Here is a 25,693-nt window from a genome sequence, read left to right on the forward strand (position 1 = left end):
TTATAATAGATGAAATGAGAAGTAAACACTTAATAACTTATTATCAAGACTTAACTTTTAAAGGACAAATTACCTTGATTTGGTTGGCGATCTTTGGGCTTTTTGCTTTGGTTGTTCAGCTGGAGTTCTCACGCCTGGCTCTTGGTGCCTTCATTGTTTGGGGCCTGTTTTTGTTTACAGTTGTTTTTTATGTCTTTCGTTTACGTTTGTTATTGGATGACGACCGTATTCTTTTTCAGGGAGTTTTTTTTGGCAGCGATCTGGATATTGAGATAAAAGACATCAAAATCGTTAAAATATTTCCAAAAAAACGGTTTGTCGAGTTTACTTTCGATAATCGAAATTATCGAATACTTACAAGCAAAAAAGCAGTTAAGTATTTCCAAAAGATAAATGACGGTTCAAATGAAAAATAAGCAAATTTTAGAAAGTACAATCGTCAATCAAAGTGGAAGGTTAGACAAAATTTTAGCAACCGATTTTTCTGCTTTTTCTCGAAATCAGATCAAAAAATTAATTGATCAGGATAGAGTGATTGTCAACGGAAAGCCTGTTCTTGCAAAGTATCTTGTTCAAGATGGAGATCATGTCGTTATCAAAGTTCCACCTGTTAAAAAAACCGAATTGTTGCCTGAAAAAATTCCACTCGATATTGTCTATGAAGACGACGACCTTATTGTTGTAAATAAGCCTCAGGGAATGGTCGTCCATCCGAGTGCCGGCCATTCGGAACATACACTTGTTAATGCTCTGCTTAGCCATGCCCCCTTATCGACCATCAATGGCGAGTTCCGTCCTGGAATTGTCCACCGAATCGATAAAGATACCAGCGGATTGTTAATGGTAGCTAAAAATAATTTTGCTCATGAACATCTGTCGCTTGATTTGAAATCTCACAAAACGGGACGAAAATACTTAGCAATTGTTCATGGGAATTTTTCTGAGAAAAGAGGCACGATTAAAGCACCAATCGATCGTGATCCAAAAAATCGTCAAAAGCAGGCCGTCGTCGCTAACGGCCGGGAAGCAATAACGCACTTTAAGGTTTTGGAAAGTTTTTCAAATTATTCGTTAATCGAAGCTGTTTTGGAAACCGGTCGTACCCATCAAATTCGAGTCCATATGGCTTATATTGGCCATCCGGTCGCTGGCGATCCTTTATACGGACCCCGAAAAACTTTGCCCGGCAGGGGACAGTATCTTTTTGCAAGCAGCTTATCTTTGACACAGCCGCATACCGGAAAAGAATTAAGTTTTAGTGCGCCTTTACCTGATTATTTTCAAAAAATGCTTTTAAAATTGCGGAATCTAAATGAGTAAAAATTACGAAAAACTTAGCCGAAATTACTATGACAAAATTGCCGGTCACTTCGATTTCTCGATCTCGGGCTTTTTTTCCTATCCATTTAAACGTTTAATAAATCACAACTTAAAATTAAAAGATAACGATCGTTTGTTGGATATCGGTTGTGCCAATGGCCGTTTACTAGGATTACTTGGAAAACAAGCCAATATTATTGGTGAAGGGATTGATATATCGGGAAAAATGGTTTCTGTCGCCAAACAAAAATATCCTGATTATCGTTTTGTCTGTGCTTCTTCAGAATCAATTCCATTCAAAAATGAAAAGTTTGATTACATTATTTGTTCTGCATCTTTTCATCATTTTTCAGATCTAGACCATTTTTTGAATTCGATCAAACATTTTCTAAAAGCAGACGGCCGTTTAATAATAGCCGAAATTAATATTCCGTTTTTCCATAATCTTTATAATAATCTGATCGTATCCCAATCCAAAGAGGGAGATGTCAAAGCCTATAAAACGAGTGAATTAATAAATTTATTTCAGGAAAACTCTTTTAAAATTTTAAAAAAAGAAATTATTTTCCAAATTCAATATTACGAACTAAGCCTTTAATTCTTCAACTAATTTTCGGTTCGGAGTAACGTAAATTGTTTGCTGACCTTCAAAAACGACAAAACCAGGTTTCGACCCGTTTGGTTTTCTTAATCTGCCAACGGGAAGATAATCGACAGCGACATTGGCCGAATTTTTCGCTTTGCTGAAATAAGCTGCTAATTTGGCGGCTTCAATGAGGGTCTTATCACTTGGGTTATTGGAATGAATAATGACATGAGAGCCTGGAATCTTTTGTACATGAAGCCAAATATCATCCTTTTTAGGATTTTTCATACTTAGTTGATCATTTTGAAAATTATTTTTGCCGACCTCGATTAAAGTACCATCATTAGCAATAAAACGATCAGGTTTGGCAACTTTAGATCTTTTTTTGGCAGGTTTTTTATCGCTTTTTTTATCTTTTAAATATCCTTCTTTGAGCAATTCGATTTTAATTTGATCAAGATCTTTAGGCGAGGCATTTTTTAATTGCTCTTCGATATTTTCAAAGTAATCCAGCTCTTTACTTGCCAGCCTAATTTGTTCATCGAGATATTTAACTGATTTTTTTAGTTTTTGATATTTTGTAAAATATTTTTGAGCATTGGCATTTGCCGATATTTTTGGGTCTAAAGTAATTTCGATTGCTTTCCCATCGTAATAATTATTCAAGCTAATCGAGTTGTTGCCGCGAATTACTTTGTTTTGAAAAGTTGTTAACAATTCGCCCTTGATCCGATAATTATCGGCTCCTTTTGTTTTGATCAAATCATTATTTAAGTTTTGTAATTTTCGGCGGTTCCTATGTAATTCGTTTTTCACAATTTGATCAATTTGCGATGAAAGTTCGTGGACTCGCAACTGATTAGCCGATTGAGCATAATAGGCATCCAAAAGATCTGATAGTAAAGGGAAGAATGTTTTTTCGCCTATAACGCTTTTATAAGGAAAAGCCGTGAATTCGGATTTTTTTTCATTGATTTTTGTCAGCGTTGCCTGAGGTTGATCGAATTTCTTGAACCAATCTGTCAAATATTCGGCGTCAGCAGCTTCTCTTGCCGACACCATTGACATTCCTTGATAATGGTCCGCCAGTATCCGTGGATCATTTGAAGTAAATTCGCTTGATTCGAAAGGATTAATTAAATCCTGCTTTGGCGGTCTTTGGTATTGAGCGCCGGGAAGCAGGATGCGAACGCGATTCTCAAAGGCCGGAACATGTTTTATCAGCTCGATGATTTTATTTTCCGAATCAAGGAAAAATATATTTGAATGGCGGCCCATGATTTCAAGTACGATCTTATATGAAACTGCGTCGCCAATTTCATTTGCATTGGCAACTAAAATTTCCAGAATTCGATCATTTGCAATTTGTCTGAAGGCTAATATCTTGCCGCCTTGAAGATAACGTCTCAGTACCATGACAAAGTTTGGTGCTGTAATAGGGTTTTCGAAATCAACTTTTGTAATTTGTGCACGAGCCATAACGGGATGAGCTGAAAGTAAAAGTTTTCGGTTTTTTCGAAAAGAGCGAACTGTCAAAATAATTTCGTGTGGAAAAGGGAAGGCGATTTTTGTGATTCTGCCTCCGGCCAATTCCTTATTTAATTCTTTTGTCATTGAATGGAGAAAAAGTCCGTCGAAAGCCATAAATCCAGTCTAGAACAAATTTAGAAGATTTTCTGAAAAGAATTTTTTTGCTCTCTTGTATAGTACAATTACTTTGTTTATAATTTATTGCAGTATACAAGAGTTTATTTATGAAGACAGCATTGGAAAGTTTAAGAAACGCGAGCGCGCTATATAACGAAAAACTCGTCAAATTGATGAAGTCTTTTGGTATGACAATTGCCGAGCATCGCCTTCTTTTATTGATTGAGTCCGGTCTTGACACTCAAGAAAAAATATCTCTGGCAACAAAACTTGATACTTCGACTCTTAGCCGGCAACTTAAATCTGCAGTAAGAAAAGAACTTTTAGACAAAGTAGCGACTGGTCGTGATAAACGTCAATTGATTTATTCCGTTACCGAAAAAGGTCAAAGCGATTTAAAAGGAATTGCAGCCGAACTTGCCAGGATCGACGCGAATGTCTTTTCCGATTGGAACCAAAACGATCGAGCACTTCTGGACCAACTGCTTGATAAATTGGAAAAATCAATCTAGCTTTTTTTTCTCCTTATTGGTGACAGTTTTATTTTTATTTTTCGGATCTTTTTGGCCAAGAGCTTTTTTCCTCGAGTTTTTTGTCTGTTCGTCCTCGGGCATAATGAAGAGATCGTCTAATTTTTTATATGGATCATTTTCCATTTTTTGAATTTTTGCCATTTTTTCCTCTTTTTCCTCGTTAGTTAAATTTTATCGGATTTTGCCGAAACATCAAAGATTAGATAAAAGAGCCAGTATAAAGCGAAAGTCATTGTTGAAAAGAGAACAACAAAACCCAAGGTATGGGAATTGATCTGATCCAATGCAATTTTGAATAAATAGTCCGGACGCCTGATAATATCCCATGAATTAAATCTTGGGAAACGTCCGAGGAAGACACCGAATCCTGACAGAAGGCTTACAATCATCGAGAAAATCCAGGCCGTTATAGTACCAGATTTTTTTCTAATTATTTGAGAAACCAGGTAAAAAGAGAGCATACCCATTAAAACGCCGGTGATAATCGAAAAGGTTGCAAAAAGAACACCGAACCAAGCCGAATGGAAGGTTGAAATATCGAGTCCATAAGAAACATGATATAAATTCAAATGGGCCAAATCAGTCACCATATAGGGTGAATTGGGAAAAAGAATCAACCAAATTATTCCGATCAAAAGAGAAAGAAACTGATTTTCTTTTTTATAGAATAAAAAGTCAATTAAAAGAGCACATAAGAGAGGCAATAGAGCAAGGAAAATATTCCAGATGTAACCGTTGGCCAATGGTATATATCTATGGAAAATTATCGAAACGACAACCAGAATGGTATAGGTGAAAATCAGACCGATTGTCAGGCGATATATTCGATTGTTATTCATGTCGGACACTAAAACTCATTTTAACTTAGATTCGTTTATAATTTTATCGTGGCATCAGAGTTAATTGAACAAAAATTGGCTTTATTGCCTTCCCAACCTGGTTCTTACCAAATGAAAGACAAAAACGGCAAGATCATTTATGTTGGTAAAGCAAAAAATCTGAAAAATCGCGTTCGTTCGTATTTCAAAGCCGAGCATACCGGGAAGACAGCCGAATTGGTTGCAAATATTCATGATTTCGAATTTATTGTGACTAATTCCGATAAAGAAGCTTTTCTTTTGGAAAATACTTTGATTAAACGTTATCGGCCTTATTTTAATATTCGTTTAAAATTTTCCGGTTCTTACCCCTATATCGAGATTACGAATGAACGTGATCCGCGTTTAATATTGGCAAATACTTTAAAACACGATCACGGAACTTATTTTGGACCGTATCCGAATGTATACGCCGCTTCGGAAACTCTGCATTTTTTGGAAATGACTTATCCTTTGCGTCGATGCAACGGTTATCAGGGACGTCCTTGTTTGTATTATTCGATGGGTCAATGTTTGGGAGCCTGCTGGCGAACCGTTCCACAAGAGGAATATCAAAAAAACATTGATGCAATTACTCGTTTCTTAAATGGTGAAACCGGAAAAGCGATTTCCGATATTAAAAAGAAGATGAAAAGAGCTTCTGATTCGACGGAATATGAATTAGCAGCCGATTTCCGCGATCGTTTAAAATTCATCGATCAAACGGTGGAAAGTCAACGTGTTTTGCAAAACGACCATACTCCAAGGGATTTGTTTAATTTCTATATGGATAAAGGTTGGATGACTATTGAAATATTTTTCCTGCGTCAAGGTCGGCTCTTGCGCCAACAAAAGGAGACACTTGCTTTAGCGGATTCCGTTAAAGAAGAGCTGGAATCATATATTCAACAATTCTATAGCCAGAAGAATGCTCAGAAACCTAAAGAAGTATTGGTGCCCAAGAATGTCGATACAAAGCTGCTTGCGGAGACACTTGAAATCCCAGTCAGAACTCCGGTTCGAGGTGAAAAAAGAGATTTGCTGAAACTGGCTGCCAAAAACGCTCGAATTACATTGGAAGACAAATTCCGCTTGATGGAATTAAACGAAGAGAAGACGACGGGTGCCATGAAGGAAATAACCGATGCTTTAAAAATCCCTCATGGATATCGTTTTGAGGCTTTTGATCATTCCAATACACAAGGAAGCAATTATGTCTCTGCTTTGGTTGTTTTTGAGGATGGGCTGCCGAATAAAAATCTTTACAGGCGATACAAACTGAGGACGCCGACAGGACAGGACGAAGCGAAAGCTACTTTCGAAGTAATCACTCGGCGCTATACTCGTTTAAGAGATGAAGGCCAGATGTATCCTGATTTAATTTTAATGGATGGTGGAGAGATTCAGTTGCATTCTGCTGAGGCAGCTTTGAGGAAATTAGATATCGATATTCCAGTAGCTGCGATGGTAAAAAACGACAAACATCAAACAGCCGATTTACTTAATTCAAGAGGTGAGAATCTTTTCTTAGATCCCCATTCTCAGGGATTTTATCTACTGCAAAGAATTCAGGATGAAGTTCATCGTTTTGTAATTACTTTTCATCGGCAACTGAGAACGAAAACTAATTTATCATCTAGATTGGACGAAATTGCCGGAATCGGGCCTAAATCCAGAGTGAAATTGATGCGCCGTTTTGGATCGCTGCCAAAAATTGCCGATGCCTCGATTGAGGATATTGAGGCCTTGGGAATTGGCGAGAAAGTTGCAACGCTCGTTAAAGTATCTGTTTCGGCAATGGTAAAATCCGAGAATAAAAAAATAATCGCCAAGCGAAAATTTGAAAAAGAATAGACCTGTATAATAGATTGGATGGCATTTGTAGATCAAGCGACAATTGAAATGAAAGCCGGTAATGGCGGTGATGGGATAATTTCTTTTCGGCATGAAAAGTTTGTTCCTTTAGGTGGACCCTTTGGCGGCGATGGCGGAAAAGGCGGCGATATTTATTTTATTGTCGATGAAGGTTTAAGGACATTAATGGATTTCCGTTATAATCGTCATTTTCGTGCCAAACATGGTGAAAAGGGTGGTACAAAGGGGATGACTGGTGCCTCGGCCGACGATCTTTATGTCAAAGTTCCGACTGGCACGATTATTTCAAATGCAGATACCAATCAGCAGATTGTCGATCTGACTGAAAATGGTAAAAAGTTTTTGATTGCTCATGGCGGTCGCGGTGGCCGCGGCAATATGCGTTTTGCCACACCTTCGAATCCGGCTCCGGAAATATCGGAAAACGGCGAGCCCGGAGAAACTTTGAAGGTTAAATTAGAGTTGAGAGTTTTGGCGGATGTCGGCTTAGTTGGTTTTCCGTCAGCTGGAAAATCTACCTTTTTGTCGGTAGTAACGGCTGCCCGTCCAAAAATTGCTGCTTATCATTTTACAACGATTGACCCAAATTTGGGAATGGTTCAATTACCAGACGGTCGCGATTTTACGATTGCTGATTTACCTGGTTTGATTAAGGGTGCGTCAAAGGGCGTTGGGCTTGGTTTTGAGTTTTTGCGTCACGTTGAGAGAACTCGGGTTCTCCTCCATATGATTGACATGAGTGAAGAGTCTGGTCTGGGCATTAAGCCATTTGAAGCTTATTTGCAGATTAATCAGGAACTGAAAAGCTATGATCCTCGTTTACTTGACCGACCGATGATTATTGTTGCTACGAAGATGGATTTACCGAGTTCAAAGGCAAATCTTGAAGATTTCAAACAAGAACTTGCCAATCGCCAGATCAATATGCCAATTGTGGAAATTTCCTCGGTGACACAGACCGGCACGAAGCAGTTGTTATTAAAGGTTGCCGATTTATTGGACAAGACTCCGCGAATGATTGAAAGAAAAGAAGAACAATCCACGGATGACCGACTTTATGAATTTAAAGATGATCATCAATCGACAGATTTTCAAATTGAGCATGAAGGCGATGACTGGATTATTGTTAGTGAGCGCATTTCTAAATTGGCAAAAATGACAAATAAGACGACTGATGAGTCTTTGCGTCGTTTTGCTCGTCAGCTTCGTTCTTTTGGCGTTGATGACAAGTTAAGAGAAGCCGGTGCCAAAGACGGCGATATGGTCTATATAGATGGTGCTGATTTTGCTTTCGAGTTTGAAGAATAAATAATTATGGAATTAGAATTTTTAGGAACTGGTGCCGGCCAACCCAGCAAACAGCGTAATGTTACTTCAATTGCTCTGCGGCTTTTGGATGAGAGAAACGAAGTGTGGCTGTTTGATGTCGGAGAAGCTACTCAACATCAATTATTAAAATCGAATACAAGGTCCAGAAAAGTTACGAAGATCTTTATTACACATATGCACGGGGACCATATTTTTGGTTTACCTGGTTTTCTGACTTCTCGAAATTTTCAAGGTTCCGAGTTAATTGATGGTGGTAAACCGACTGATGTAACAATTTATGGACCTGCTGGTTTGCAGCAATATGTTTTTTCTGTTTTGCGTGCAGCTCAAGTTCACTTGCAGTATCGAATTAATTTTATTCAAGTTCGACCAGGGATCATTTTTGAAGATCAACAATTCGCTGTTTCGGCATTTCCTATGAATCACGGAATTGAAGATTATGCCTATCGAGTAGTCGAAAAAGATACTGTCGGGCAACTACAGGTTGAAAAACTGCTTAAATTGGGTCTGAAGTCCGGCCCATTATTTGGAAAAATAAAGGCTGGTGAAATTGTTAAGCTCGAAAATGGTTTAACAATTAATGGGAAAGACTTTCTCGGCCCGGATCGTCCGGGACGAATTATTGCGATTGTTCTGGACACCAAAGATACACCGGAAATCATTAAAGCCGCTGAACAGGCCGACGTCCTTGTTCATGAAGCTACTTATGGGGCGGAAAATTCTATTATGGCTAAGAGGCATGGACATTCGACTTCCTTGCAAGCGGCTGAACATGCTAGAGCGGCCCATGCTCATCAACTAATCCTAACCCATATTTCTGCTCGTTATCTTGGAAAAATGGCTGATCAGTTAGTTAAACAAGCCAAAAATGTTTTTCGTCGTACCTATATTGCACATGATTTGGAAATTTTTGATATCCCAGCAAAGAAAAGCGAAAGGAAAGACAAAATCGATGTTGGATAATCAATATTTTTGGTTTAAAAGACAGACTGATAAGCAATTTATCCAGAAAATCGAACAGCATTTTTCGCTTGACAGACTGACGAGTACGGTCCTTGCCGGGCGGTTTTCTTCGGTTCCGCTGATTGAGGATTTTTTTAGTTCAGATTTGAATAAATTAGTTGATCCGAGTCGTTTGGACCAGATAGAACTTTTAAAAAAACGCTTGATTAGCGCAATTGATAATCAGGAGAAAATCACGATATACGGCGATTATGATGCTGACGGGATTACAAGTACTTCGATTTTATTAAAGACTTTGCAAATACTTGGGGCTCGGGTGGATTATTTTATTCCGAATCGTTTTCGCGATGGTTATGGACCGAATAAGTTTGTTTATCAGCAGCTAATCGATACGGGAACAAAATTGATTTTTGCGGTCGATAATGGCATTTCCGGTTTTGACGCGGTCGATTTGGCAAATCGAAACCAAGTCGATGTCCTGATTGCCGATCATCATCAGTTGCCGAAAAAATTGCCAAACGCCAAAGCGATTATCCATCCTGATTTATCGGATGATTATCCTTTTAAAAACTTGTCTGCTGCCGGTATCGCTTTTAAAGTGTCCAAATATTTGTTGGGAACTCAAAAGGCGCGCCAATTCCTTCCCTTGGTTGCAATTGGTGAAATTGCCGACGTAATGCCCTTAATCAATGAAAATAGAATTCTGATTCAAACTGGTATCGATTTAATAAAGAGTGGCGAAAATAAGGGCCTTCAGGAAGTGATTAAAAGAGCTGATTTGAAGCTCGAAAGTCTTACAGCCCAGGATATTGCCTTTAAAATAGCTCCGCGTCTTAATTCTTTGGGAAGAATGGCTGATTCCGGAATCGGTGTTGAATTGCTTACCACTGATGATTCCGATAAGGTATCCGAGATTACCAAGCAGGTTGAACACTTAAACAAACAGCGGCAAAAAGAAGCCGATAAAATTTATCGTATTGCCTCAAGGCAGGTTTCTCCTCAAGAAAATAATATTATTATTGTTTCTGGTGAAAATTGGCATGAAGGAATTATCGGAATCATTGCCGGCCGTTTGTCGGCATATTTTGGCCGTCCGGCGGTTGTTTTCTCGGTCAAAAACGGTATCGCCAAAGGATCTGCCCGTAGTACCGGAGATTTTGATCTCTATAAGGTTTTAGATCGAGCTCGTGATCTTTATATTTCTTTTGGTGGGCATAAACAAGCGGCCGGTTTAAGTCTCAAGGCCAGTGATTTGGATCGTTTGGACAAAATATTGAATGCCGACGACTACCATTTTTCGGTTGGGAGACTTGCGATCGATGCGGTTATAAAAGCAGGGGATTTATCAATCGATTCTTTTAAACAATTGTCAAAACTTGCTCCTTTTGGTGAGGGAAATCCAGAACCGATTTTTGATTTGGATGATGTCGAATTAGTCAATTTGCGGATTTTGGGATCGGATAAGAAACATTTCAAGTTAAAAGTAAATGGTTTTTCGGGTGATATTTTGTTTTTCAATCGTCCTGATTTAATTGGAAAACTTCAATTAGGTGAAAGGTTGTCGATTGTTGGAACTCTTTCTCTAAATGAGTGGAAGCACAGACAGTCTCTGCAAATTATCGGCAAAGATATCAGAAGCGAGAATCGAATTCCCGACCGAAATTCCTTCTCTCGGATTTATCACTATTATTGTGCGAAAAATGTTTTATACTCTCCAAATGATTTCTTCCAAAAAGTTTTTTTGGAATTAGGATTTGTTAGAATTGTAAATGGTGTTGTTTTTGTCGTTCCTGAAGCAAAGCATGCTGAATTATCTCAATCGTATACATATCGAAAGCGAGCTGAAAATGGATATTGATTTACATGATTATATTGCGACTACTCCTGATTTTCCTGAAAAAGGAGTAATGTTTCGAGACATTAATCCTTTGATAGGTAATGGCCCCGCCTATCGACAGGCAATTAATGAATTGATTGATTTCGCTCGTCCGTTAAAACCTGATATTATCGCAGGTCCGGAAGCCCGTGGTTTCGTCGTTGGATCACCGATGGCCTATGTATTGGGAATCGGTTTTGTTCCGGCACGCAAATACGGAAAACTTCCTCGAAAGTCTGTTAGTTCCAGTTACAGCTTGGAGTACGGAAAAAATGAATTGCAGATGCATGTTGATTCTATCAAACCGGGTCAGCGGGTCTTTATTGTCGATGATTTGCTGGCAACTGGAGGAACGATCACAGCGACAATGGATTTGGTTCGCCAATTGGGTGGCCAAGTTGTCGGAACAGGCTTCTTTATCGAGTTGGCGGATCTTCAGGGCCGAAAAAAGATAATGGAAGTTGAAAATGTTCCTTTTAAGTCTTTGCTGGAATATTAATTAAAACCAGTCATTCGGCTGGTTTTTTAGTAGGCTAGATTATATGAAGATTGTTGACTGCAAATTAGCTCACTATTCAGTTTCTCTGAAAACGACTTTTAAAACCGCCTTGCATGCACAAAATTTTGCAAATGGGTGGATCGTTCGCTTAAAATCAGAAATGGGTAATTATGGTTATGGCGAAGCGATTCCTTCCTTAAGAGTCACGGGCGATAGTGATGCTAGTATTTTTGGAAGCTTAAAAGAGATTATTTTTCCGGCAATTATTGGTAAAAACTTCGAAAATATTGGAAAATTCGATGATTTTGTTTCCAAACTGATTACGCAAAATTCAGCTGCTAGAAATGCTGTTAGCGAAGGAACTTTGGATTTGTTTATTAAAGATGAAGGAACGAATTTGGAGAGTTTTTTTAATCTAGGCAAGGGGAAGAAAGTTGAGACAGACTATACCTTGAGCATTAATAACGAATTGAATATGCTGAATGAAGCAAAAAAACTCAGTAAAAAAGGCTTTTCGACATTAAAAATAAAACTTGGAGATGATCTAATTGAAAAAGAAGTTCAAAAATTAGTCTATTTGAACGATCATTTGGAGAACATTTCTTTTCGGATCGATGCAAATCAAGCTTGGAATCTTCGCGGAAGTTTACGATTTGATCAACTGGCCTTTGAAAATAGATTGCCGATCGAAACAATCGAACAACCGTTACCTATCGGTTTTGAAGATGAATATTCATATTTAATCGGAAAATTTCATTTTTCGATTATTTTGGATGAGTCGGTTCATGAATTTAATGATGCACGCAAATTGAATACGGGGGTCGATTTTAATGGTTATAATGTAAAACTTGAAAAAAGTGGTGGCATTTCTCAAGCTAAGGCCCTGCTCGATTATTCGGAATCGCTTGATAAAAATACCATGATCGGCTGCATGATTGAATCGAACATTGGCATTGCTTTTGCAGCTGCTTTAGCAAAGGCATATCCAATTGTTAAATTTATTGATTTGGATTCTCCTTTAATGTTTACAGATGAAATTTTCAAAGGTTGGCTTAATGACGAACAGACAGGATTCTCTTTTAATTCGCAATTCGTTGAAACAGATGCTTTAAGAGGTCTTTCATGGCAATAAGTTTTAACGAAGTGAGCCAGGAAATCGAGGACATTTTAAAAAGCCTGGACAAACAGCTGCAATTGTCTTTTTATCTATCAAACAGTGAAAACTGTTTTAGCTTTCACGGTAATCGAGTTATGCCAAGTGCCAGTTTAATCAAACTTATGATTGCTGACTATTATTGTTCTAATTTTTCGCTTGCCGATTTACAAAAACAAACGCAAAAAATTAGTCAGGGTGTCGGCGGATCGGGTGTGATCCAAATTTTGGATCAAAAAGTTCTTTCACTTTCCGATTTGATTTCGATGATGCTAAGTCTTTCCGATAATACTGCAGCAAATACATTGATCGATATAGTTGGATTAAATAGTTTGTCTGTTTGGATAAAGGGGCACTATTCTGCAACGAGTCTTTCCAGAAAATTTATGGATTTCAGCCAAAAAAAAGATAATCTGACTGACGCTAACGATGCTGCCCATGCTTTGAGAAGGCTGATTGAATTTCCTTTGACAAAAAGAGCTCTTCTTAAGCAACAATCAACGAATAAATTCGAATTGAATTTCGTTGAATCGAATAATCAAAAAATATATTTTTATAATAAAACAGGTGAAGGTAGTGGTATAGATCATGATGCTATCATTTTTCGTTATCAAAATCGGCAGATTTTGGCCGTTTTGATGACGAAATACGATCCTGCAATCGAAAGTCGTTTGGAAATTATTAATTTGTTCAGTGAAATTGGGGATCTGTTAAAGGAGTCTATTTTATGATTAAATTATCGGCAGTCGCCCAGTCATCGCTTTTTGCTGAACTAAACGGAAAAATTATATCCAAAAAGAACGTTCGAAAAACATTTCCGATTTCGGACTTAAGTCGCCTGGTGCTTATCTATGAAGTTTTATCGGCAATTAGATCTAAAAAGATTTCATTGGATACCCCACTAATTGTTTCGGAAAAAATTAGTCTTTTTTCAAAAAAAGACCGATCGGCGGCAATGCATTTCCAAATTGGCGAATTTTTCACAGTTAAACAAGCAATTGAAATCCTTCTGATAATGTCTGAAAAATCTGCTGCTTACTTGTTGATTGAAAAAATTTTTGGCAATTTGGAAAAGTGGCGAAGCGAAACGGCCCGTTTCTTGAAACAAGAAAAGATCGATGGCCTTATTTACGAACCGGTCGGATTAATGAGTGGGGAGGGTCGAGAAAACTTGCTAAGCGCCATTTCGATTTTGAAAGTCATTAATAAATTAGTGAATGATTTTCCAAAAATACTCGCAATGACACAAAAAAAGCAATTTATTTTTCAATCAGACCGACAAGTACAGTTTTATAGAAATCCAAGTTTTAAACAGCGAATAAATAATCTTCAAATATCAGCTTTTTTTGCGGAAAAATATCAAAAAAGCAGTAATTTTATCTCCGTTTTCAAAATAAAAGATAAGCTATACCTATCAGAATTGTTGGCGGTTGATAACACTTTTTTTAATCGTGAAGAAACGGCTGATGCGCTCATAGATAATCAATTTTTAGAGGTCGAAAAACAATTATGGCAAGAATAAAACATAATCTACCTAACAGTGCTTATTTGGATAATCCATTATTAAGGCTTGTTAATCGAAAACATAAATTACGTGCGGAGATTGATTTTAAAAAATTCAAAATCGGGCGAGAATCTTTCGACATTATCATTCTCGATAATTTGTTGAGATTTTTATCGGATGCTGAGAAGAGAATGTTTAAACTGACGCTTGTTTCCGGTTATCGTTCGATTGACTATCAAAAAAAGCTTTTTAACCGTGCTTTGAAAAAATATCAAAAGAAGGGTCTGACAGAAAAAGAAGCCAGAGAAAAGGTTCTTGAATATCTTCAGGCTCCAGGTGCTTCTGAACATCATACAGGTCTAGCTGTCGACATTATTGATAGCAGCTTTCTCAAAGAGAAAGGCGATCTATATCCTGAAGTCGATCAATTACAATCACAGGAATGGTTAATCAACAACGCACCCAAGTATGGTTTTATTTTGCGTTTTCCAAAAGATAAAGAAGCAGAAACCGGGGTTAAATACGAGTCATGGCATTTTCGCTATGTTGGCGTTGAGAATGCAAAATTTATTCATAGCGAAAGAATCTCTTTGGAAGAGTATATTAAGTTATTAAAAAAGGAAAAGCGCAATAAGATTTTTATTCGAACGCAATATAACGCATGAAACATAAAACGAAAATTTTACATTTGAAAAATGGTTATGATCTTTGGGGAGCCAGTTTTGGTGATCCGAATTCACCAATTAAAATTTTGGCTCTCCATGGTGGTCCTGGCGATGACGCAGATGAGTTTATCGTTTGGGCCGATCAGTTGAAGAAATTCGCTCGAATCGATGCAGAGGTTTTTGTCTATGAACAACTTGGGTCTTTTCACAGCGAATCGCCTGATTTTTCCAAAAAGGAAAATGTCGACAATTATTTAAATTATAACTACTACATAAATGAAGTTGAGGAAGTTCGTCAACTCTTTGACTTGGACAACTTTTATTTGGCTGGCCATTCATGGGGTGGGATTCTGGCATACGAGTATATGCTTCGTTCGGAATATCGGCAACATCTGAAAGCTGGAATCGTTTTCTCGATGAACGATAATATTGACGATTATGTAAAACAAATTAATAAAGAATTACTGGATATGTTTGGCGAGCAAGAATTCAAATATATGAAAAGAATAGAAACTTCCGGGGATTTTTCTCAAAAGCATTACCATCAGAATTTGATCGAATTATACAAAGAACATCTAAATAGAGACCCAAATTACAATCCCGATGATGGAATGAAAATGATGGCAGAAGATGTTTATCATCATTTTCAGGGAAATAACGAATTTGTGGTCACTGGAGAAATGAAAAATTGGAACGTATCCAGCCGCTTACCAGAAATTGATATTCCTGTTTTAGAAACAGTGGGAGAGTTTGATACGATGTCGGTCGAATCTGCAAAAAGATCAGCTCGAAAATTGCCGCGAGGTCGTTTTGCTCTAACTGAGAACGGTGGACATTCTCATGCTCAAGACCACCCTAAAGAATTTTTTGAACATTTGGGAAGTTTTATTAAAGATGTTAAGGCAGGAAATGTCTGAAGATGAATTCATTGAAAAAAACTACAATCAATGGCTAACTGATTTTCAAGAATTATTGTCGATTAATTCGGTTCGCGATGATCATTTGGCCGATACAGTCCATCCCTATGGTCCGGGACCAAAAGCTGCTTTAAAGAAAATGATTTCCTTTGCAATACGTGATGGTTTTACAAGGTTCGGTGTCATAGATAATCGGGCAGGTTACATCGAAATTGGTCCAAAAGATGCCCGGCAGACTGTAGGAATTTTAATCCATGTGGATGTCGTTCCGGTTGATAAGGAATTATGGAATTATGAGCCTTTTGCCGGTACGATTGTCGATGATCGTTTGTATGGTCGCGGATCCGATGATATGAAAGGCTCCGACATGCTCAGTTATTATGCTTTGAAAGCTCTAAAGGATCGATCTTCTACTTTTAAAAATAAAGTTAGGCTCATAATTGGTACTGATGAAGAAAATGATTGGCAGGATATGGAAGCTTATTTTACTGCCGAGGGTCGACCAGATTTGGGATTTTCTCCTGACGGCGATTTTATTGTTGAGAATGCCGAAAAGGGAATTGCTCATCTGGATTTAATATCCGATAGTAAAATTTTAAATCCTTCAAATGGACAATTGCTTTTTTTACGGGCCGGAAAGGCCTCTAACGTTGTTCCCGGTGTCGCTCGAGCAGCGGTGAAAAATGTTGCTTTTAATCGGGCACAAGAAATTTTTCAAGACTTTTTAAAGAAAGAACAGTTGACTGGTCAAATAGAAGAAGATAGTGATGGTTTTAAAATCATTTTGAATGGTTTTTCAGTTCACGGATCAACACCCGACGAAGGAAGAAACGCTGCGACTTATCTAGCTCTTTTCTTGTTGAATTTCGATTTTGATGAGCGAACAAACCGTTGGCTGAATTTTCTTGCCAAAACTATTCATCAGGATTATTTTGCAGAAAAACTGGGTATTGGTATCACTACTCCGGAAATGGGAAAAACGACTCTTAATGCCGGAATCGTGGACTTGGAGATTAATAAAACTGCAAAAATTAATTTGAATTTGCGCTATCCGATCGGTTTTAGCGGTCTAAAGGCGGTAGAAATTATTGAAAATAATTTTCCTTGGATCAAGGCTTATCTCCGAGATGATGGTCTAAAACCACATTTAGTTCCTGCAGACGATCCGGTAGTTACTAATCTGCTATCGATCTACAAACAAGTAACCGGAAAAGAAACTCATTTGAATGTATCCGCCGGTGCTTCTTTTGGTCGATTAATGCCGCGGGGTGTTTGTTACGGAACCCGTTTTATTGGCCAGCAGTCGACTGCTCATCAAATCGATGAATATTTTAATTTACAAAATTATCAGCCGGCAATGAGGATTTTAATTAAATCAATTGAAGCCCTGGCTAATTTGGATTGAGGATAGTTTATTTTCGATGACGAAATATTAGAAACGGATTGGACCAATGTACGGACGACTTTTTACTTATGGACGTAAAAAACTTAAATACGGATTAATTGAGGCTTTTTTCACTTGGCTTGAAAGTCTGGAAGTTTTATTATTCCTTTGGGCTTTGGCCGATTATTACAATAGCCATCGACTTGGATTTTTTTTCTATCTGATTATCCCAGTTATTTTTCTGTCGATTATCGTTTATAGATTTCTTTTTTCCGAAAAAATTGTTCAAGTATGGTCAAATTCGGCTATCAAAGAGATTCAAAAAGTGTTTATTTAAGAAAAAATAATTTTAATCAAAAGATCTCTGCTTTAATTCAGCGTGATTTAAAAGCGATTACCGATTTAAATTCTTTTTACGCTTTAATTGTGCCGACACTTATTAAACTGTCTTTGACCGGTTTGCTGCTGATAATTTTTATTATAATCTGGCAGCCTCTTGCTATATTTATTCCTTTTTTGTCAATTATATTGATAGGTCTCGGCATGATGGCTTTAGCTAAACATGGCGATAAAGAAAATGCGCGTTATATAAATAGTTTTGTCCATATGGGTGAACGTTTTCTAGATGATTTTTTTGAAATGAACGCAATTATTATGTATCGAAGGGACAGAGCTTTCTCTGCTGATTTTCATCGTGATTCGGAAAATTTCAGGAAAAGAACAATGGCTGTTCTGGCCTATCAATTACAAACGCTGAATATTTTGGATTTTGCTATATATGGCGGCATTGGTGCTTTTGCTTTATTTTTGTCTTTTGGAACGGCGCAGGGCAATTTATCGGTTGTGCAAGCAATAATTTTATTCGTATTAGATGCTGATTGGTTCATTGAATTTCGAAAGTCTGGCTATTTCATTCATGTAATGAAACAATTAAGTCCGACTTTAAAACATATTTTTGCTCAAATAGATGATAAGAATTCTTTTTCGTCTCAGAAAAAACAAAGAACGATTGCGAATGATATTCCAAAAATTTTGGAAATAACGATCGATAATCTCTCAATTGGTTATGATAAACCATTAATAACACAATTATCATGGTCTTTAAAAATCGGCCATCTTTATGCTTTATCTGGTCAAAGCGGTTCAGGTAAAAGTACTTTGGCAAAAACTTTAATGGCTCAGCAAAAATCTCTGGCAGGAGAAATTTCTTTTTCCGATAAAAAATTAAGATTTGACGCGAATTTTCGACATGATTGGCTTAAAAGAGCGATTTATTTAGGCAGCGAACCTTATTTGTTTAGCGGTTCGATTATTGATAATTTATTGTTTGCCAGCAAATATGATCGAAAAGAGCTAATAAAAATTTTTGATAAATTTGGTTTGTGTTCTTTTGTTTCTAGCTTGCCTGGCCAATATGATAGTCAGGTTGGTGAAAATGGAAAATGGCTATCGCCTGGCCAACGCCAGCAAATCGCCTTTGGGCGAGCTGTTGCAGCCGACAAAAATTTTTATATTTTTGACGAAGTCACTTCAAATATTGATCATGAGAACGCAGGGATTATTCTCCGGGCTATGAAACGTTTGGCTAAAGAGAAAATCGTTTTAATAATTACGCACAAAATAGAAGACTTGAAACAAAGCGATCAAATTGCTTTCATCACTGAAAAAAAGGCCGTAATCGGTCCTTATGAATCATTATTAAAAAATTCGCCTTCCTTCAAGAACCTTATCAATCAACAATTTCTTTTGTTGAAAGGAAATAAGCAAGATGCTTAAACGACTACTTATTCAAACACATCGATTAAATAATTTACTTCTAGCAAGTATTTTTTGTGGTGCGATTTCCACCTTACTTCAGATTTTTATTATTGCAGCGGCTTTTTACTTAATTATTCAACATCAATTCAGTTGGACTTATGCGCTAATTTTACTTTTTGTGGCTTTGGCTTTGGGTTTTTCGCGATTTGGTGAACAATATTTGGGACATTTTATTGCTTTTCATTTGCTGGCAGATTTAAGAACGCAATTATATGATCATTTATTGTCGTTGGCTCCAGCCAAATTGGATGACAAAGAATCCGGTAAGATATTAAAGTTACTGGTTAAGGATATTGAACAAATCGAGGTTTTTTACGCACATACAATCGCACCAGTTGTGATTGCTGTTCTTCTTTCATTTTTACAAAGTTTCCTGATTTTTTTGTTTTCGCCATTGATGGGGACCTTGGCATTACTGTCTTATTTTTGGATTGGGTTTGTCCTTCCTCTTTTCAGAAAGAAGAAGATTGAAAATACGAGTTCATCTTTATCAAAATATGAAACTGAAAATGATCAGTTATTGAGTGAGACTGTTAACGGAAAAAGCCTTTTGCAACAATTTCAAAAAATCGAACAACGAATCTCTCTTTTAGATAAACAGCGGGATTTAATAGGTAATACAATCAAAAAAGGGACTTTTAGCGATTCAGCCGCTGCCACGGCAACTCAATTAAGTTTATTATTTTTCTCGATTGCAATGGGATATTTGGCTTTTAATTTCTCTGTTGGGAATACTTTATGTTGGGTAATTGCTTTTACTTTTCCATTTTCTTTTGGCAGAGTTCTCGCCTTAGCCAATCTTCCAAGTTCTCTAGGCAATGCTTTACTATCTGCTAAGAATATTTTTAAAATTCTCGATGAAAAAGCAGTATCCAATTTATCTGAAAATCAAGAAATTTCTTTGATCAAACAAAGTCGTTTTGTAGATGTGAATTTTTCATATCCTTTGCGTCCTAATAAAACCGTTTTGAAAGATGCTTCTTTGATTGGAAAAAAATCGGAAGTCATCGGAATTATTGGCGAAAGTGGAGAGAGGAAGAGCACTTTGATGAAGCTTTTGATGAAATGGTATCAACCAAAGAAAGGCTTAATAGAAGTATATAGTCATGATTTGCGGAAAATAAAAAAATCCGGCCTTCGCAAACAAATTAATTATGTTGCCCAAAATCCTTTAATTCTTTCCGGTACGATCCGAGAAAACATAACTTTAAAAAATAATAGTTTTTCTGATTCAAAAATTTGGGAGTCTTTAAAGAAAGTTGAATTGGATAAAACCGTCAAAAAAATGCCCAAAGAGCTTGATACAAAAATCAGTCGTTTAGAGCAGCGTTTTTCTTCCGGCGAATTGCAAAGACTGGAAATTGCCAGAGCATTGCTGTACCCGAGTTCAATATTGATTTTAGACGAACCGACAAGCAACTTGGGCACCCTTAATGAAGCAATTATAATTAATAGTCTGCAGAATTATTATCGGGGACTAATATTTATTGTGATTCACAGGCCAAGTTCACTTTCCTTCACTGAACGGGTTTATCGTTTAGCTGGTGGAGAGTTAGCCGAAATTAAGCAATAAAAAAGTTACTATTTTCGAGTAACTTTTTTATTGCTTAATTTTTTATTTTTTGCGTTCCTGAATTCAGCAATTGACCAACGACTGGAAGCTGACCGAAACTGCCGACTTGATCGTTTGAAACAACAATTGTATTGGTATCCGATTTTGCCAATTCGGTAAAGGCATTGATGCTTTGGTTTTGAAAGTATTTGTTATCGGCATTTTTCAATCCAGTTTGAACAGTATCAATTCGATATTTCTCAGCTTCAGCCCGTGTTTTTGTGGCATCAGCTTGAGCTTTGGCTGTTGCCACAATTGCATCGTTTTTAGCTTTGGTTGTTAACTCAATCGACTTTGCTTCCCCTTCGGCTTGAGCAATTGTTGCAACACGTTCTCGATCAGCTGTTAACTGTTTGTCCATTGCTTCTTGGATAGCTCGTGACGGAGTTAACTCATCAATATTGATTCGATCAACGTTAATCCCGTAAGTATTAGTTAAATCACCAATAGCCGAAGCTAATTCCTGGTTTATTCTGGCTGTCGCGCCTAAGGCTTCATTTAAATCCAAACGACCTATAATATCACGTAAGTGACCACGAACTAATTGAGCCATTGATTCTACCGAGTCGGTGTTTTCGTATTCGTATTTTACAGCATCAGTTACATGATAATTTAAAGTAACGCTGGCAGATACATCCGCGTTATCCTTCGTTATGACTGAATAGTTCGGCAACTTCAAAGGGCTCATTGCCAAGGTGACTTCCTTTATTCCTTGAAAAAAGGGAATGTAAAAATGAATTCCCGGATCAACACTTTTTCGATATTTTCCTAATACTTCGACTAATCCTTTATTGTTTTGTGGAACGATCTTAAAAAATAGTGCCATTTTCTCTCCTAATTTGCCATTTCCATTTTTCTCAGCGTTAAGACATTGCCATTGGCTTCAAGAATAACGTAATTAGCTGTTTTATCGACTTTTTGGTTATCTTCAATTAAATAGCGGTAATAGATTCCCGAAACTTCAACGAGACCATTCTTGTCGTTAATTCTTTTTCCGGGTATCAGTGTACCAACGAACTGTCGATCCTCGAAAGAATTATTTTTAACATCTTTTTCAAGAATTTTTGTGATATAAGAATTTACACTTCGATTGTCAGCGGCAGCTAAGCGCGTGATTTTTTCGTGTAATTCAGGATCAATTCGTAATGCTATATTTCCGGATTTTTTCGTGCTCGTAAGTTGCCCCCAATTTCTATAACTCCATCTGGACAATGATCATGATATCACATTGATATATTTTTTATATTAAAGTTTCTTTAATGTTTAAATGCTCAAGCATAAATTACTAAGGGTTTTTAATCGTGAAAGGCCGCTCTGTTTAATTCCAGCGTATAATATGTCTTGCGTAGATTGAAATATTATTGAAACTTATTCAAATAATATTTTCAGTTACTTGTAGCTTTAATCAACTGACTATTATTCAACCGGATGGATAAGTAAGAGAGGAATTTTTATTAAATTGAATTACACTAAATAATATGAAAGCTGAGAATTTGTAATTTAGAGACAAGCAACACAGAAGAATAATTTGTCTTTTTTTAATGAGTTACGAATAAATGATTTTGAATTGACGCGCCGGATTTTTAATTTAGACGTACTGAACTTAGAAGGGATGAAAGATGACTGAATTTAAACATTTTTTTGAAACATTTCAACCGGAACATTATGAAATTTTTTTGGATATCAATCGAGAAAACAAAAAGTTTTCTGGTAAAACAACAATTAGCGGCAATGCAAAAAACACTAAAATTGCCATCCATGAAAAGGATTTAACAATTAAATCTGTTCAATCTGATGGACATGACTTGTCATTTAATATTGATCCCGAATTAGATGCGATTAAGATTGAATTACCTCAGACCGGTAAAACAAGTTTGACGATAAGTTACACAGCAACTTTAACCGATAGTATGATGGGAATTTATCCTTCATATTACGAAGTTAATGGCGAGAAAAAACAAATTATTGGTACACAATTTGAAACGACCTTCGCTCGGCAGGCTTTCCCTTGTATTGATGAACCGGAAGCTAAAGCAACTTTTGATTTGGCAATTAAATTCGACGAAAAGCCGGGTGAAACGATTTTAGCAAACATGCCGGAAGTACGCGAAAAAGATGGCGTGCATTATTTTGATACGACAATGCGCATGTCGACTTACCTGGTTGCGTTCGCTTTTGGGGATTTACAAAGTAAAAAAACATCAACCAAGAGTGGTGTTGAAGTTAGTGTATATAGTACTAAAGCCCATCCAATTAAGCAACTTGATTTTGCCTTGGACATTGCCAAACGTTCAATTGAGTTTTATGAAGAATTTTATCAAACCCCCTATCTGTTACCGCAGTCCAATCAGTTGGCTTTGCCTGATTTTTCAGCCGGGGCTATGGAAAACTGGGGACTTGTGACTTACCGTGAAGCTTATTTGCTGCTTGATCCGGATAACACAGCCCTTAATACGAAACAGCTTGTTGCTACAGTGATTGCGCATGAATTGGCGCATCAGTGGTTTGGCGATTTGGTTACGATGAAATGGTGGGATGATTTGTGGCTAAATGAAAGTTTTGCCAATATGATGGAGTATGTTGCCGTAGATGCCATTGAGCCAAGCTGGAATATTTGGGAAACCTTCCAGACTTCTGATGTACCATCTGCTTTGCAACGTGATGCAACCGACGGTGTACAATCTGTTCATGTGCAGGTTGAACATCCGGCAGAAATCGATGCTTTATTCGATGGTGCAATTGTTTACGCGAAGGGCGCTCGTATGTTGGTTATGGTGCGAGCATTGATTGGCGATGACGCCCTGCGTAAGGGCCTGAAAAATTATTTCGCCGCACATCATTACGGCAACGCAACAGGACATGATTTATGGTCCGCTTTGGGCGATGCTTCCGGTATAGATGTCAGTGCTGTTATGAATTCATGGCTTGAACAGCCAGGCTATCCAGCTGTAGCGGCTGCTGTTGTAAATGGTAAATTGACTATCTCGCAACAGCAATTCTTCATTGGCGAAAATCAGGAAGCAGGACGTCTTTGGCAAATTCCTCTGAATAGTAATTATGATTCAGTACCTGCTATTTTTGCTGATAAGAATTTAACAATTGGTGATTATTCCGAATTACGCAAAGCAGCCGGTGAGCCTTTTCGATTGAATATTGGCAATAATTCGCATTTCATTGTCAAATACGATAAAACTTTGCTGTCAGATATTTTAGATGATATTAATTCATTTGATTCCGTTTCCCAACTTCAAATTTTGCAGGACTTACGTTTATTGGCAGAGGGTCGACAAGTCCTGTACGCCGATATCGTTCCTTTGTTAATGCGTTTTTCAAGTAGCAGGTCGATGCTTGTTAATGCTGCTCTTTATCGTGTTGCCAACAACCTGAAAAAGTTTGTGACGCCAAAATCTGATGAAGAGAAGGCGCTGAAAGTACTCTTTGAAAAATTGAGTTCTAAACAGTTTATACGTTTAGGTTGGAAGCCTAAACCATCTGAATCAAACGATGATCAATTGACTCGTCCATATGTTTTAAATGCGGCACTGTATGCCGAGAATGACGATGCGATTTCATCGGCGCATGATTTATTCGTCGATAATGCTGACAAATTGTTGAGTTTGCCGGCAGGCGTCCGCGTGTATGTCTTGGCGAACGAAATGAAAAACTTTGCTAATACAGCACTATTCGATAAATTATTAACTGCTTATCATGATTCTTCGGATGCCAGTTTTAAAGAAGACCTGCGTGTAGCTATCACTAGTGTAACGGACAGCTCTCTTATTGCACACTTAATTGAAAAATTCGAGGATGCCGATGTGATCAAACCCCAAGATCTGCGCGGCTGGTTCTATAGTCTTTTGGCCAATAATAATGCTCAGCAAGCAGCTTGGGATTGGATTCGTAAGGATTGGGATTGGTTGGAAGATACTGTTGGCGGCGACATGGAGTTTGCAACTTATATTACAGTTATTTCGATGGTTTTTCGTACACCGGAGCGTTTAACAGAATTTAAAGAATTCTTCGAACCGAAATTGAATACACCTGGTTTAACCCGTGAAATCAGTATGGATATCAAGGTAATTGCAAACCGTGTTGATTTGGTTGAAGCAGAAAAAACTTCTGTCATTGCAGCTATTTTGGAAGCAGGTAGATAAAACTTATTCTCAAGCAGGAGGATTTATTTCTTTTTACTAAGCGCCTTGATGGCGCTTTTTGTTTTGAACCGTGATATAAAAAATATTAAGGATTGATATTTGTTTATCTAGCATCATTAAATATGAAATTTCGATTAATTATTTATTAATCTCAATTTTATTTTGTTTAAAGTTGACATACTTTTAACAAGTGTTATATTTTAGTGCATAGATTTCAAACGATTTGATCTGGAAAGTACTTTTCCAGTAATGTCTAGAGAGTCGTACTAGCTGTAAGCCGATCTTTACTAAGAAAAGGAAAATGGCCGGTGATTGGTTGATACGAACGGTTTACCGAAAGTATCAAACGGAATGGTTCTCGTTATCGGACACGCCATTGCTGTTAGCCCATCTGCTAACAAAGATGGTTAGTAAGGTTTATTTGTGCAAGCAAAGAAACAAATCAGGATGGTAACGCGACAAGTCGCTTCTGTATTAATTTACAGGAGCGATTTTTTTGTCGGGAAAAGGAAATATATGGAAACAAAACAAACAAGATATTCATTGCTTAATGATCAGGCGCAGTCTTTGTTGGACGGTGAACATGACTTAATTGCCAACATGAGCAATTTAGTTTCGTTGATTTTTAATTCTGACCAAAATATTAATGGAACAACTTATTATCGTCTAAAAAATGGAGAACTTATATTAGGACCTTTTCAAGGCAAACCAGCTTGTGTGCATATACCTTTAGGAAGAGGAGTTTGCGGTACAGCAGCTGCTCTTAAAAAAACAGTGATCGTTTCGAACGTTCATAAATTCGAGGGTCATATTGCTTGTGACAAGGATTCAAATTCTGAAATTGTGGTTCCGATTTTTTCAAAAAATGAATTTTGGGGTGTTCTCGATCTGGATAGTACAAAATTCAACTATTTTGATAAAAATGATCAAGAATATTTGGAAAAAATCGGGAATTATATATTTGGTATTTAACCATTTGAAATATAAAAGGAAGGAGAACT

General features: G+C 37.2%; 25 protein-coding genes. 20 read left to right on the plus strand and 5 right to left on the minus strand.

All coding sequences use genetic code 11. The features are described from left to right. Window positions 1-14 precede the first annotated feature (14 nt). The 3 genes from J3U91_RS04945 to J3U91_RS04955 are packed head-to-tail and all read left to right on the plus strand — an operon-like array spanning window position 15 to window position 1,918. On the plus strand, window positions 15-416 hold the full coding sequence (locus tag J3U91_RS04945; protein WP_002817188.1) for an EbsA family protein: 402 nt from the start codon (window positions 15-17) through the stop codon (window positions 414-416). Beyond that, the gene (locus tag J3U91_RS04950) at window positions 406-1,320 is read left to right on the plus strand and encodes an RluA family pseudouridine synthase (RefSeq protein ID WP_002818886.1); all 915 of its coding nucleotides are present in this window, start codon (window positions 406-408) and stop codon (window positions 1,318-1,320) included. Before J3U91_RS04945 ends, J3U91_RS04950 begins: the two co-directional genes overlap by 11 nt. Then, the gene (locus J3U91_RS04955) at window positions 1,313-1,918 is read left to right on the plus strand and encodes a class I SAM-dependent methyltransferase (RefSeq protein WP_002818885.1); all 606 of its coding nucleotides are present in this window, start codon (window positions 1,313-1,315) and stop codon (window positions 1,916-1,918) included. Before J3U91_RS04950 ends, J3U91_RS04955 begins: the two co-directional genes overlap by 8 nt. On the opposite strand, the gene J3U91_RS04960 is transcribed toward J3U91_RS04955, so the two are convergent. Then, a complete protein-coding gene (locus tag J3U91_RS04960; protein WP_002818884.1) occupies window positions 1,907-3,550 on the minus strand; it encodes an Rqc2 family fibronectin-binding protein in 1,644 nt (547 codons plus the stop codon). The genes J3U91_RS04955 and J3U91_RS04960 overlap by 12 nt on opposite strands. A gap of 110 nt (window positions 3,551-3,660) precedes the next feature. Between J3U91_RS04960 and J3U91_RS04965 the strand changes: the two genes are divergently transcribed. Then, a complete protein-coding gene (locus tag J3U91_RS04965; protein ID WP_002817192.1) occupies window positions 3,661-4,065 on the plus strand; it encodes a MarR family winged helix-turn-helix transcriptional regulator in 405 nt (134 codons plus the stop codon). Here J3U91_RS04965 and J3U91_RS04970 read toward each other — a convergent pair. Further along, the gene (locus J3U91_RS04970; RefSeq protein ID WP_002818882.1) at window positions 4,057-4,227 is read right to left on the minus strand and encodes a hypothetical protein; all 171 of its coding nucleotides are present in this window, start codon (window positions 4,225-4,227) and stop codon (window positions 4,057-4,059) included. The two genes, J3U91_RS04965 and J3U91_RS04970, sit on opposite strands and share 9 nt — an antisense overlap. A 23-nt stretch (window positions 4,228-4,250) precedes the next feature. After that, window positions 4,251-4,925 (minus strand): DUF1361 domain-containing protein, encoded by a 675-nt coding sequence (locus tag J3U91_RS04975; RefSeq protein WP_002820114.1) that lies wholly within the window; start codon window positions 4,923-4,925, stop codon window positions 4,251-4,253. 48 nt (window positions 4,926-4,973) lie between these two features. On the opposite strand from J3U91_RS04975, the gene uvrC reads away from it, so the two are divergent. The 14 genes from uvrC to J3U91_RS05045 are packed head-to-tail and all read left to right on the plus strand — an operon-like array spanning window position 4,974 to window position 20,499. Beyond that, window positions 4,974-6,797, plus strand: a complete 1,824-nt coding sequence (uvrC, locus tag J3U91_RS04980; RefSeq protein WP_002817195.1) for an excinuclease ABC subunit UvrC — start codon at window positions 4,974-4,976, stop codon at window positions 6,795-6,797. Between the two features lie 18 nt (window positions 6,798-6,815). Then, the gene (gene obgE, locus J3U91_RS04985; RefSeq protein WP_002818879.1) at window positions 6,816-8,126 is read left to right on the plus strand and encodes a GTPase ObgE; all 1,311 of its coding nucleotides are present in this window, start codon (window positions 6,816-6,818) and stop codon (window positions 8,124-8,126) included. 6 nt (window positions 8,127-8,132) lie between these two features. After that, window positions 8,133-9,110, plus strand: coding sequence for a ribonuclease Z (gene rnz / locus J3U91_RS04990; RefSeq protein ID WP_002818878.1), 978 nt, complete (start codon window positions 8,133-8,135; stop codon window positions 9,108-9,110). Further along, window positions 9,100-10,968, plus strand: coding sequence for a single-stranded-DNA-specific exonuclease RecJ (gene recJ / locus J3U91_RS04995; protein ID WP_002818877.1), 1,869 nt, complete (start codon window positions 9,100-9,102; stop codon window positions 10,966-10,968). The genes rnz and recJ overlap by 11 nt, the downstream gene beginning before the upstream one ends. After that, window positions 10,958-11,485, plus strand: a complete 528-nt coding sequence (locus tag J3U91_RS05000; RefSeq protein ID WP_002818875.1) for an adenine phosphoribosyltransferase — start codon at window positions 10,958-10,960, stop codon at window positions 11,483-11,485. The genes recJ and J3U91_RS05000 overlap by 11 nt, the downstream gene beginning before the upstream one ends. 43 nt (window positions 11,486-11,528) lie before the next feature. Further along, window positions 11,529-12,617, plus strand: a complete 1,089-nt coding sequence (locus tag J3U91_RS05005; RefSeq protein WP_002818873.1) for a dipeptide epimerase — start codon at window positions 11,529-11,531, stop codon at window positions 12,615-12,617. Then, window positions 12,608-13,369, plus strand: coding sequence for a serine hydrolase (locus J3U91_RS05010; protein WP_002818872.1), 762 nt, complete (start codon window positions 12,608-12,610; stop codon window positions 13,367-13,369). Before J3U91_RS05005 ends, J3U91_RS05010 begins: the two co-directional genes overlap by 10 nt. Then, the gene (locus J3U91_RS05015; protein ID WP_002818871.1) at window positions 13,366-14,160 is read left to right on the plus strand and encodes a serine hydrolase; all 795 of its coding nucleotides are present in this window, start codon (window positions 13,366-13,368) and stop codon (window positions 14,158-14,160) included. Before J3U91_RS05010 ends, J3U91_RS05015 begins: the two co-directional genes overlap by 4 nt. Further along, complete coding sequence (locus tag J3U91_RS05020) at window positions 14,148-14,807, plus strand: M15 family metallopeptidase (RefSeq protein ID WP_002818870.1); 660 nt, start codon at window positions 14,148-14,150, stop codon at window positions 14,805-14,807. Before J3U91_RS05015 ends, J3U91_RS05020 begins: the two co-directional genes overlap by 13 nt. Further along, a complete protein-coding gene (locus tag J3U91_RS05025; protein WP_002818869.1) occupies window positions 14,804-15,724 on the plus strand; it encodes a proline iminopeptidase-family hydrolase in 921 nt (306 codons plus the stop codon). The genes J3U91_RS05020 and J3U91_RS05025 overlap by 4 nt, the downstream gene beginning before the upstream one ends. Further along, window positions 15,702-17,129: a dipeptidase PepV gene (gene pepV / locus J3U91_RS05030; RefSeq protein ID WP_002818868.1), complete on the plus strand. Its 1,428-nt coding sequence runs from the start codon at window positions 15,702-15,704 to the stop codon at window positions 17,127-17,129. The genes J3U91_RS05025 and pepV overlap by 23 nt, the downstream gene beginning before the upstream one ends. Before the next feature lie 46 nt (window positions 17,130-17,175). Next, window positions 17,176-17,445, plus strand: a complete 270-nt coding sequence (locus J3U91_RS05035) for a hypothetical protein (RefSeq protein WP_002818867.1) — start codon at window positions 17,176-17,178, stop codon at window positions 17,443-17,445. Beyond that, window positions 17,400-18,884 (plus strand): ATP-binding cassette domain-containing protein, encoded by a 1,485-nt coding sequence (locus tag J3U91_RS05040; protein ID WP_002818866.1) that lies wholly within the window; start codon window positions 17,400-17,402, stop codon window positions 18,882-18,884. Before J3U91_RS05035 ends, J3U91_RS05040 begins: the two co-directional genes overlap by 46 nt. Continuing rightward, window positions 18,877-20,499, plus strand: a complete 1,623-nt coding sequence (locus J3U91_RS05045; RefSeq protein WP_002818865.1) for an ABC transporter ATP-binding protein — start codon at window positions 18,877-18,879, stop codon at window positions 20,497-20,499. Before J3U91_RS05040 ends, J3U91_RS05045 begins: the two co-directional genes overlap by 8 nt. Before the next feature lie 34 nt (window positions 20,500-20,533). Here the strand turns inward: J3U91_RS05045 and J3U91_RS05050 are convergent, their stop codons facing one another. Both J3U91_RS05050 and J3U91_RS05055 read right to left on the minus strand, forming a co-directional pair. Then, window positions 20,534-21,364: an SPFH domain-containing protein gene (locus tag J3U91_RS05050; protein ID WP_002818864.1), complete on the minus strand. Its 831-nt coding sequence runs from the start codon at window positions 21,362-21,364 to the stop codon at window positions 20,534-20,536. An 8-nt stretch (window positions 21,365-21,372) separates the two neighbouring features. After that, window positions 21,373-21,750, minus strand: a complete 378-nt coding sequence (locus J3U91_RS05055; RefSeq protein ID WP_002817204.1) for a type II toxin-antitoxin system antitoxin — start codon at window positions 21,748-21,750, stop codon at window positions 21,373-21,375. Window positions 21,751-22,157: 407 nt separating this feature from the next. On the opposite strand from J3U91_RS05055, the gene J3U91_RS05060 reads away from it, so the two are divergent. Both J3U91_RS05060 and J3U91_RS05065 read left to right on the plus strand, forming a co-directional pair. Then, entirely contained in the window at window positions 22,158-24,692 is a 2,535-nt protein-coding gene (locus tag J3U91_RS05060; protein WP_002818863.1) for a M1 family metallopeptidase, read from the plus strand. A gap of 447 nt (window positions 24,693-25,139) precedes the next feature. Beyond that, on the plus strand, window positions 25,140-25,664 hold the full coding sequence (locus tag J3U91_RS05065; protein WP_002821091.1) for a GAF domain-containing protein: 525 nt from the start codon (window positions 25,140-25,142) through the stop codon (window positions 25,662-25,664). The last annotated feature ends 29 nt before the right edge of the window (window positions 25,665-25,693 follow it).

The sequence above is a fragment of the Oenococcus oeni genome (assembly GCF_020510245.1).
In the GTDB taxonomy this organism is placed as follows: Bacteria; Bacillota; Bacilli; order Lactobacillales; family Lactobacillaceae; genus Oenococcus; species Oenococcus oeni.

Coding starts and splice junctions, on each gene's coding strand:
- J3U91_RS04945 (WP_002817188.1), top strand. CDS start 15: ATGAGAAGTAAACACTTAATAACTTATTATCAAGACTTAACTTTTAAA.
- J3U91_RS04950 (WP_002818886.1), top strand. CDS start 406: ATGAAAAATAAGCAAATTTTAGAAAGTACAATCGTCAATCAAAGTGGA.
- J3U91_RS04955 (WP_002818885.1), top strand. CDS start 1,313: ATGAGTAAAAATTACGAAAAACTTAGCCGAAATTACTATGACAAAATT.
- J3U91_RS04960 (WP_002818884.1), bottom strand. CDS start 3,550: ATGGCTTTCGACGGACTTTTTCTCCATTCAATGACAAAAGAATTAAAT.
- J3U91_RS04965 (WP_002817192.1), top strand. CDS start 3,661: ATGAAGACAGCATTGGAAAGTTTAAGAAACGCGAGCGCGCTATATAAC.
- J3U91_RS04970 (WP_002818882.1), bottom strand. CDS start 4,227: ATGGCAAAAATTCAAAAAATGGAAAATGATCCATATAAAAAATTAGAC.
- J3U91_RS04975 (WP_002820114.1), bottom strand. CDS start 4,925: ATGAATAACAATCGAATATATCGCCTGACAATCGGTCTGATTTTCACC.
- obgE (WP_002818879.1), top strand. CDS start 6,816: ATGGCATTTGTAGATCAAGCGACAATTGAAATGAAAGCCGGTAATGGC.
- rnz (WP_002818878.1), top strand. CDS start 8,133: ATGGAATTAGAATTTTTAGGAACTGGTGCCGGCCAACCCAGCAAACAG.
- recJ (WP_002818877.1), top strand. CDS start 9,100: ATGTTGGATAATCAATATTTTTGGTTTAAAAGACAGACTGATAAGCAA.
- J3U91_RS05000 (WP_002818875.1), top strand. CDS start 10,958: ATGGATATTGATTTACATGATTATATTGCGACTACTCCTGATTTTCCT.
- J3U91_RS05005 (WP_002818873.1), top strand. CDS start 11,529: ATGAAGATTGTTGACTGCAAATTAGCTCACTATTCAGTTTCTCTGAAA.
- J3U91_RS05010 (WP_002818872.1), top strand. CDS start 12,608: ATGGCAATAAGTTTTAACGAAGTGAGCCAGGAAATCGAGGACATTTTA.
- J3U91_RS05015 (WP_002818871.1), top strand. CDS start 13,366: ATGATTAAATTATCGGCAGTCGCCCAGTCATCGCTTTTTGCTGAACTA.
- J3U91_RS05020 (WP_002818870.1), top strand. CDS start 14,148: ATGGCAAGAATAAAACATAATCTACCTAACAGTGCTTATTTGGATAAT.
- J3U91_RS05025 (WP_002818869.1), top strand. CDS start 14,804: ATGAAACATAAAACGAAAATTTTACATTTGAAAAATGGTTATGATCTT.
- pepV (WP_002818868.1), top strand. CDS start 15,702: ATGTTAAGGCAGGAAATGTCTGAAGATGAATTCATTGAAAAAAACTAC.
- J3U91_RS05035 (WP_002818867.1), top strand. CDS start 17,176: ATGTACGGACGACTTTTTACTTATGGACGTAAAAAACTTAAATACGGA.
- J3U91_RS05040 (WP_002818866.1), top strand. CDS start 17,400: ATGGTCAAATTCGGCTATCAAAGAGATTCAAAAAGTGTTTATTTAAGA.
- J3U91_RS05045 (WP_002818865.1), top strand. CDS start 18,877: ATGCTTAAACGACTACTTATTCAAACACATCGATTAAATAATTTACTT.
- J3U91_RS05050 (WP_002818864.1), bottom strand. CDS start 21,364: ATGGCACTATTTTTTAAGATCGTTCCACAAAACAATAAAGGATTAGTC.
- J3U91_RS05060 (WP_002818863.1), top strand. CDS start 22,158: ATGACTGAATTTAAACATTTTTTTGAAACATTTCAACCGGAACATTAT.
- J3U91_RS05065 (WP_002821091.1), top strand. CDS start 25,140: ATGGTAACGCGACAAGTCGCTTCTGTATTAATTTACAGGAGCGATTTT.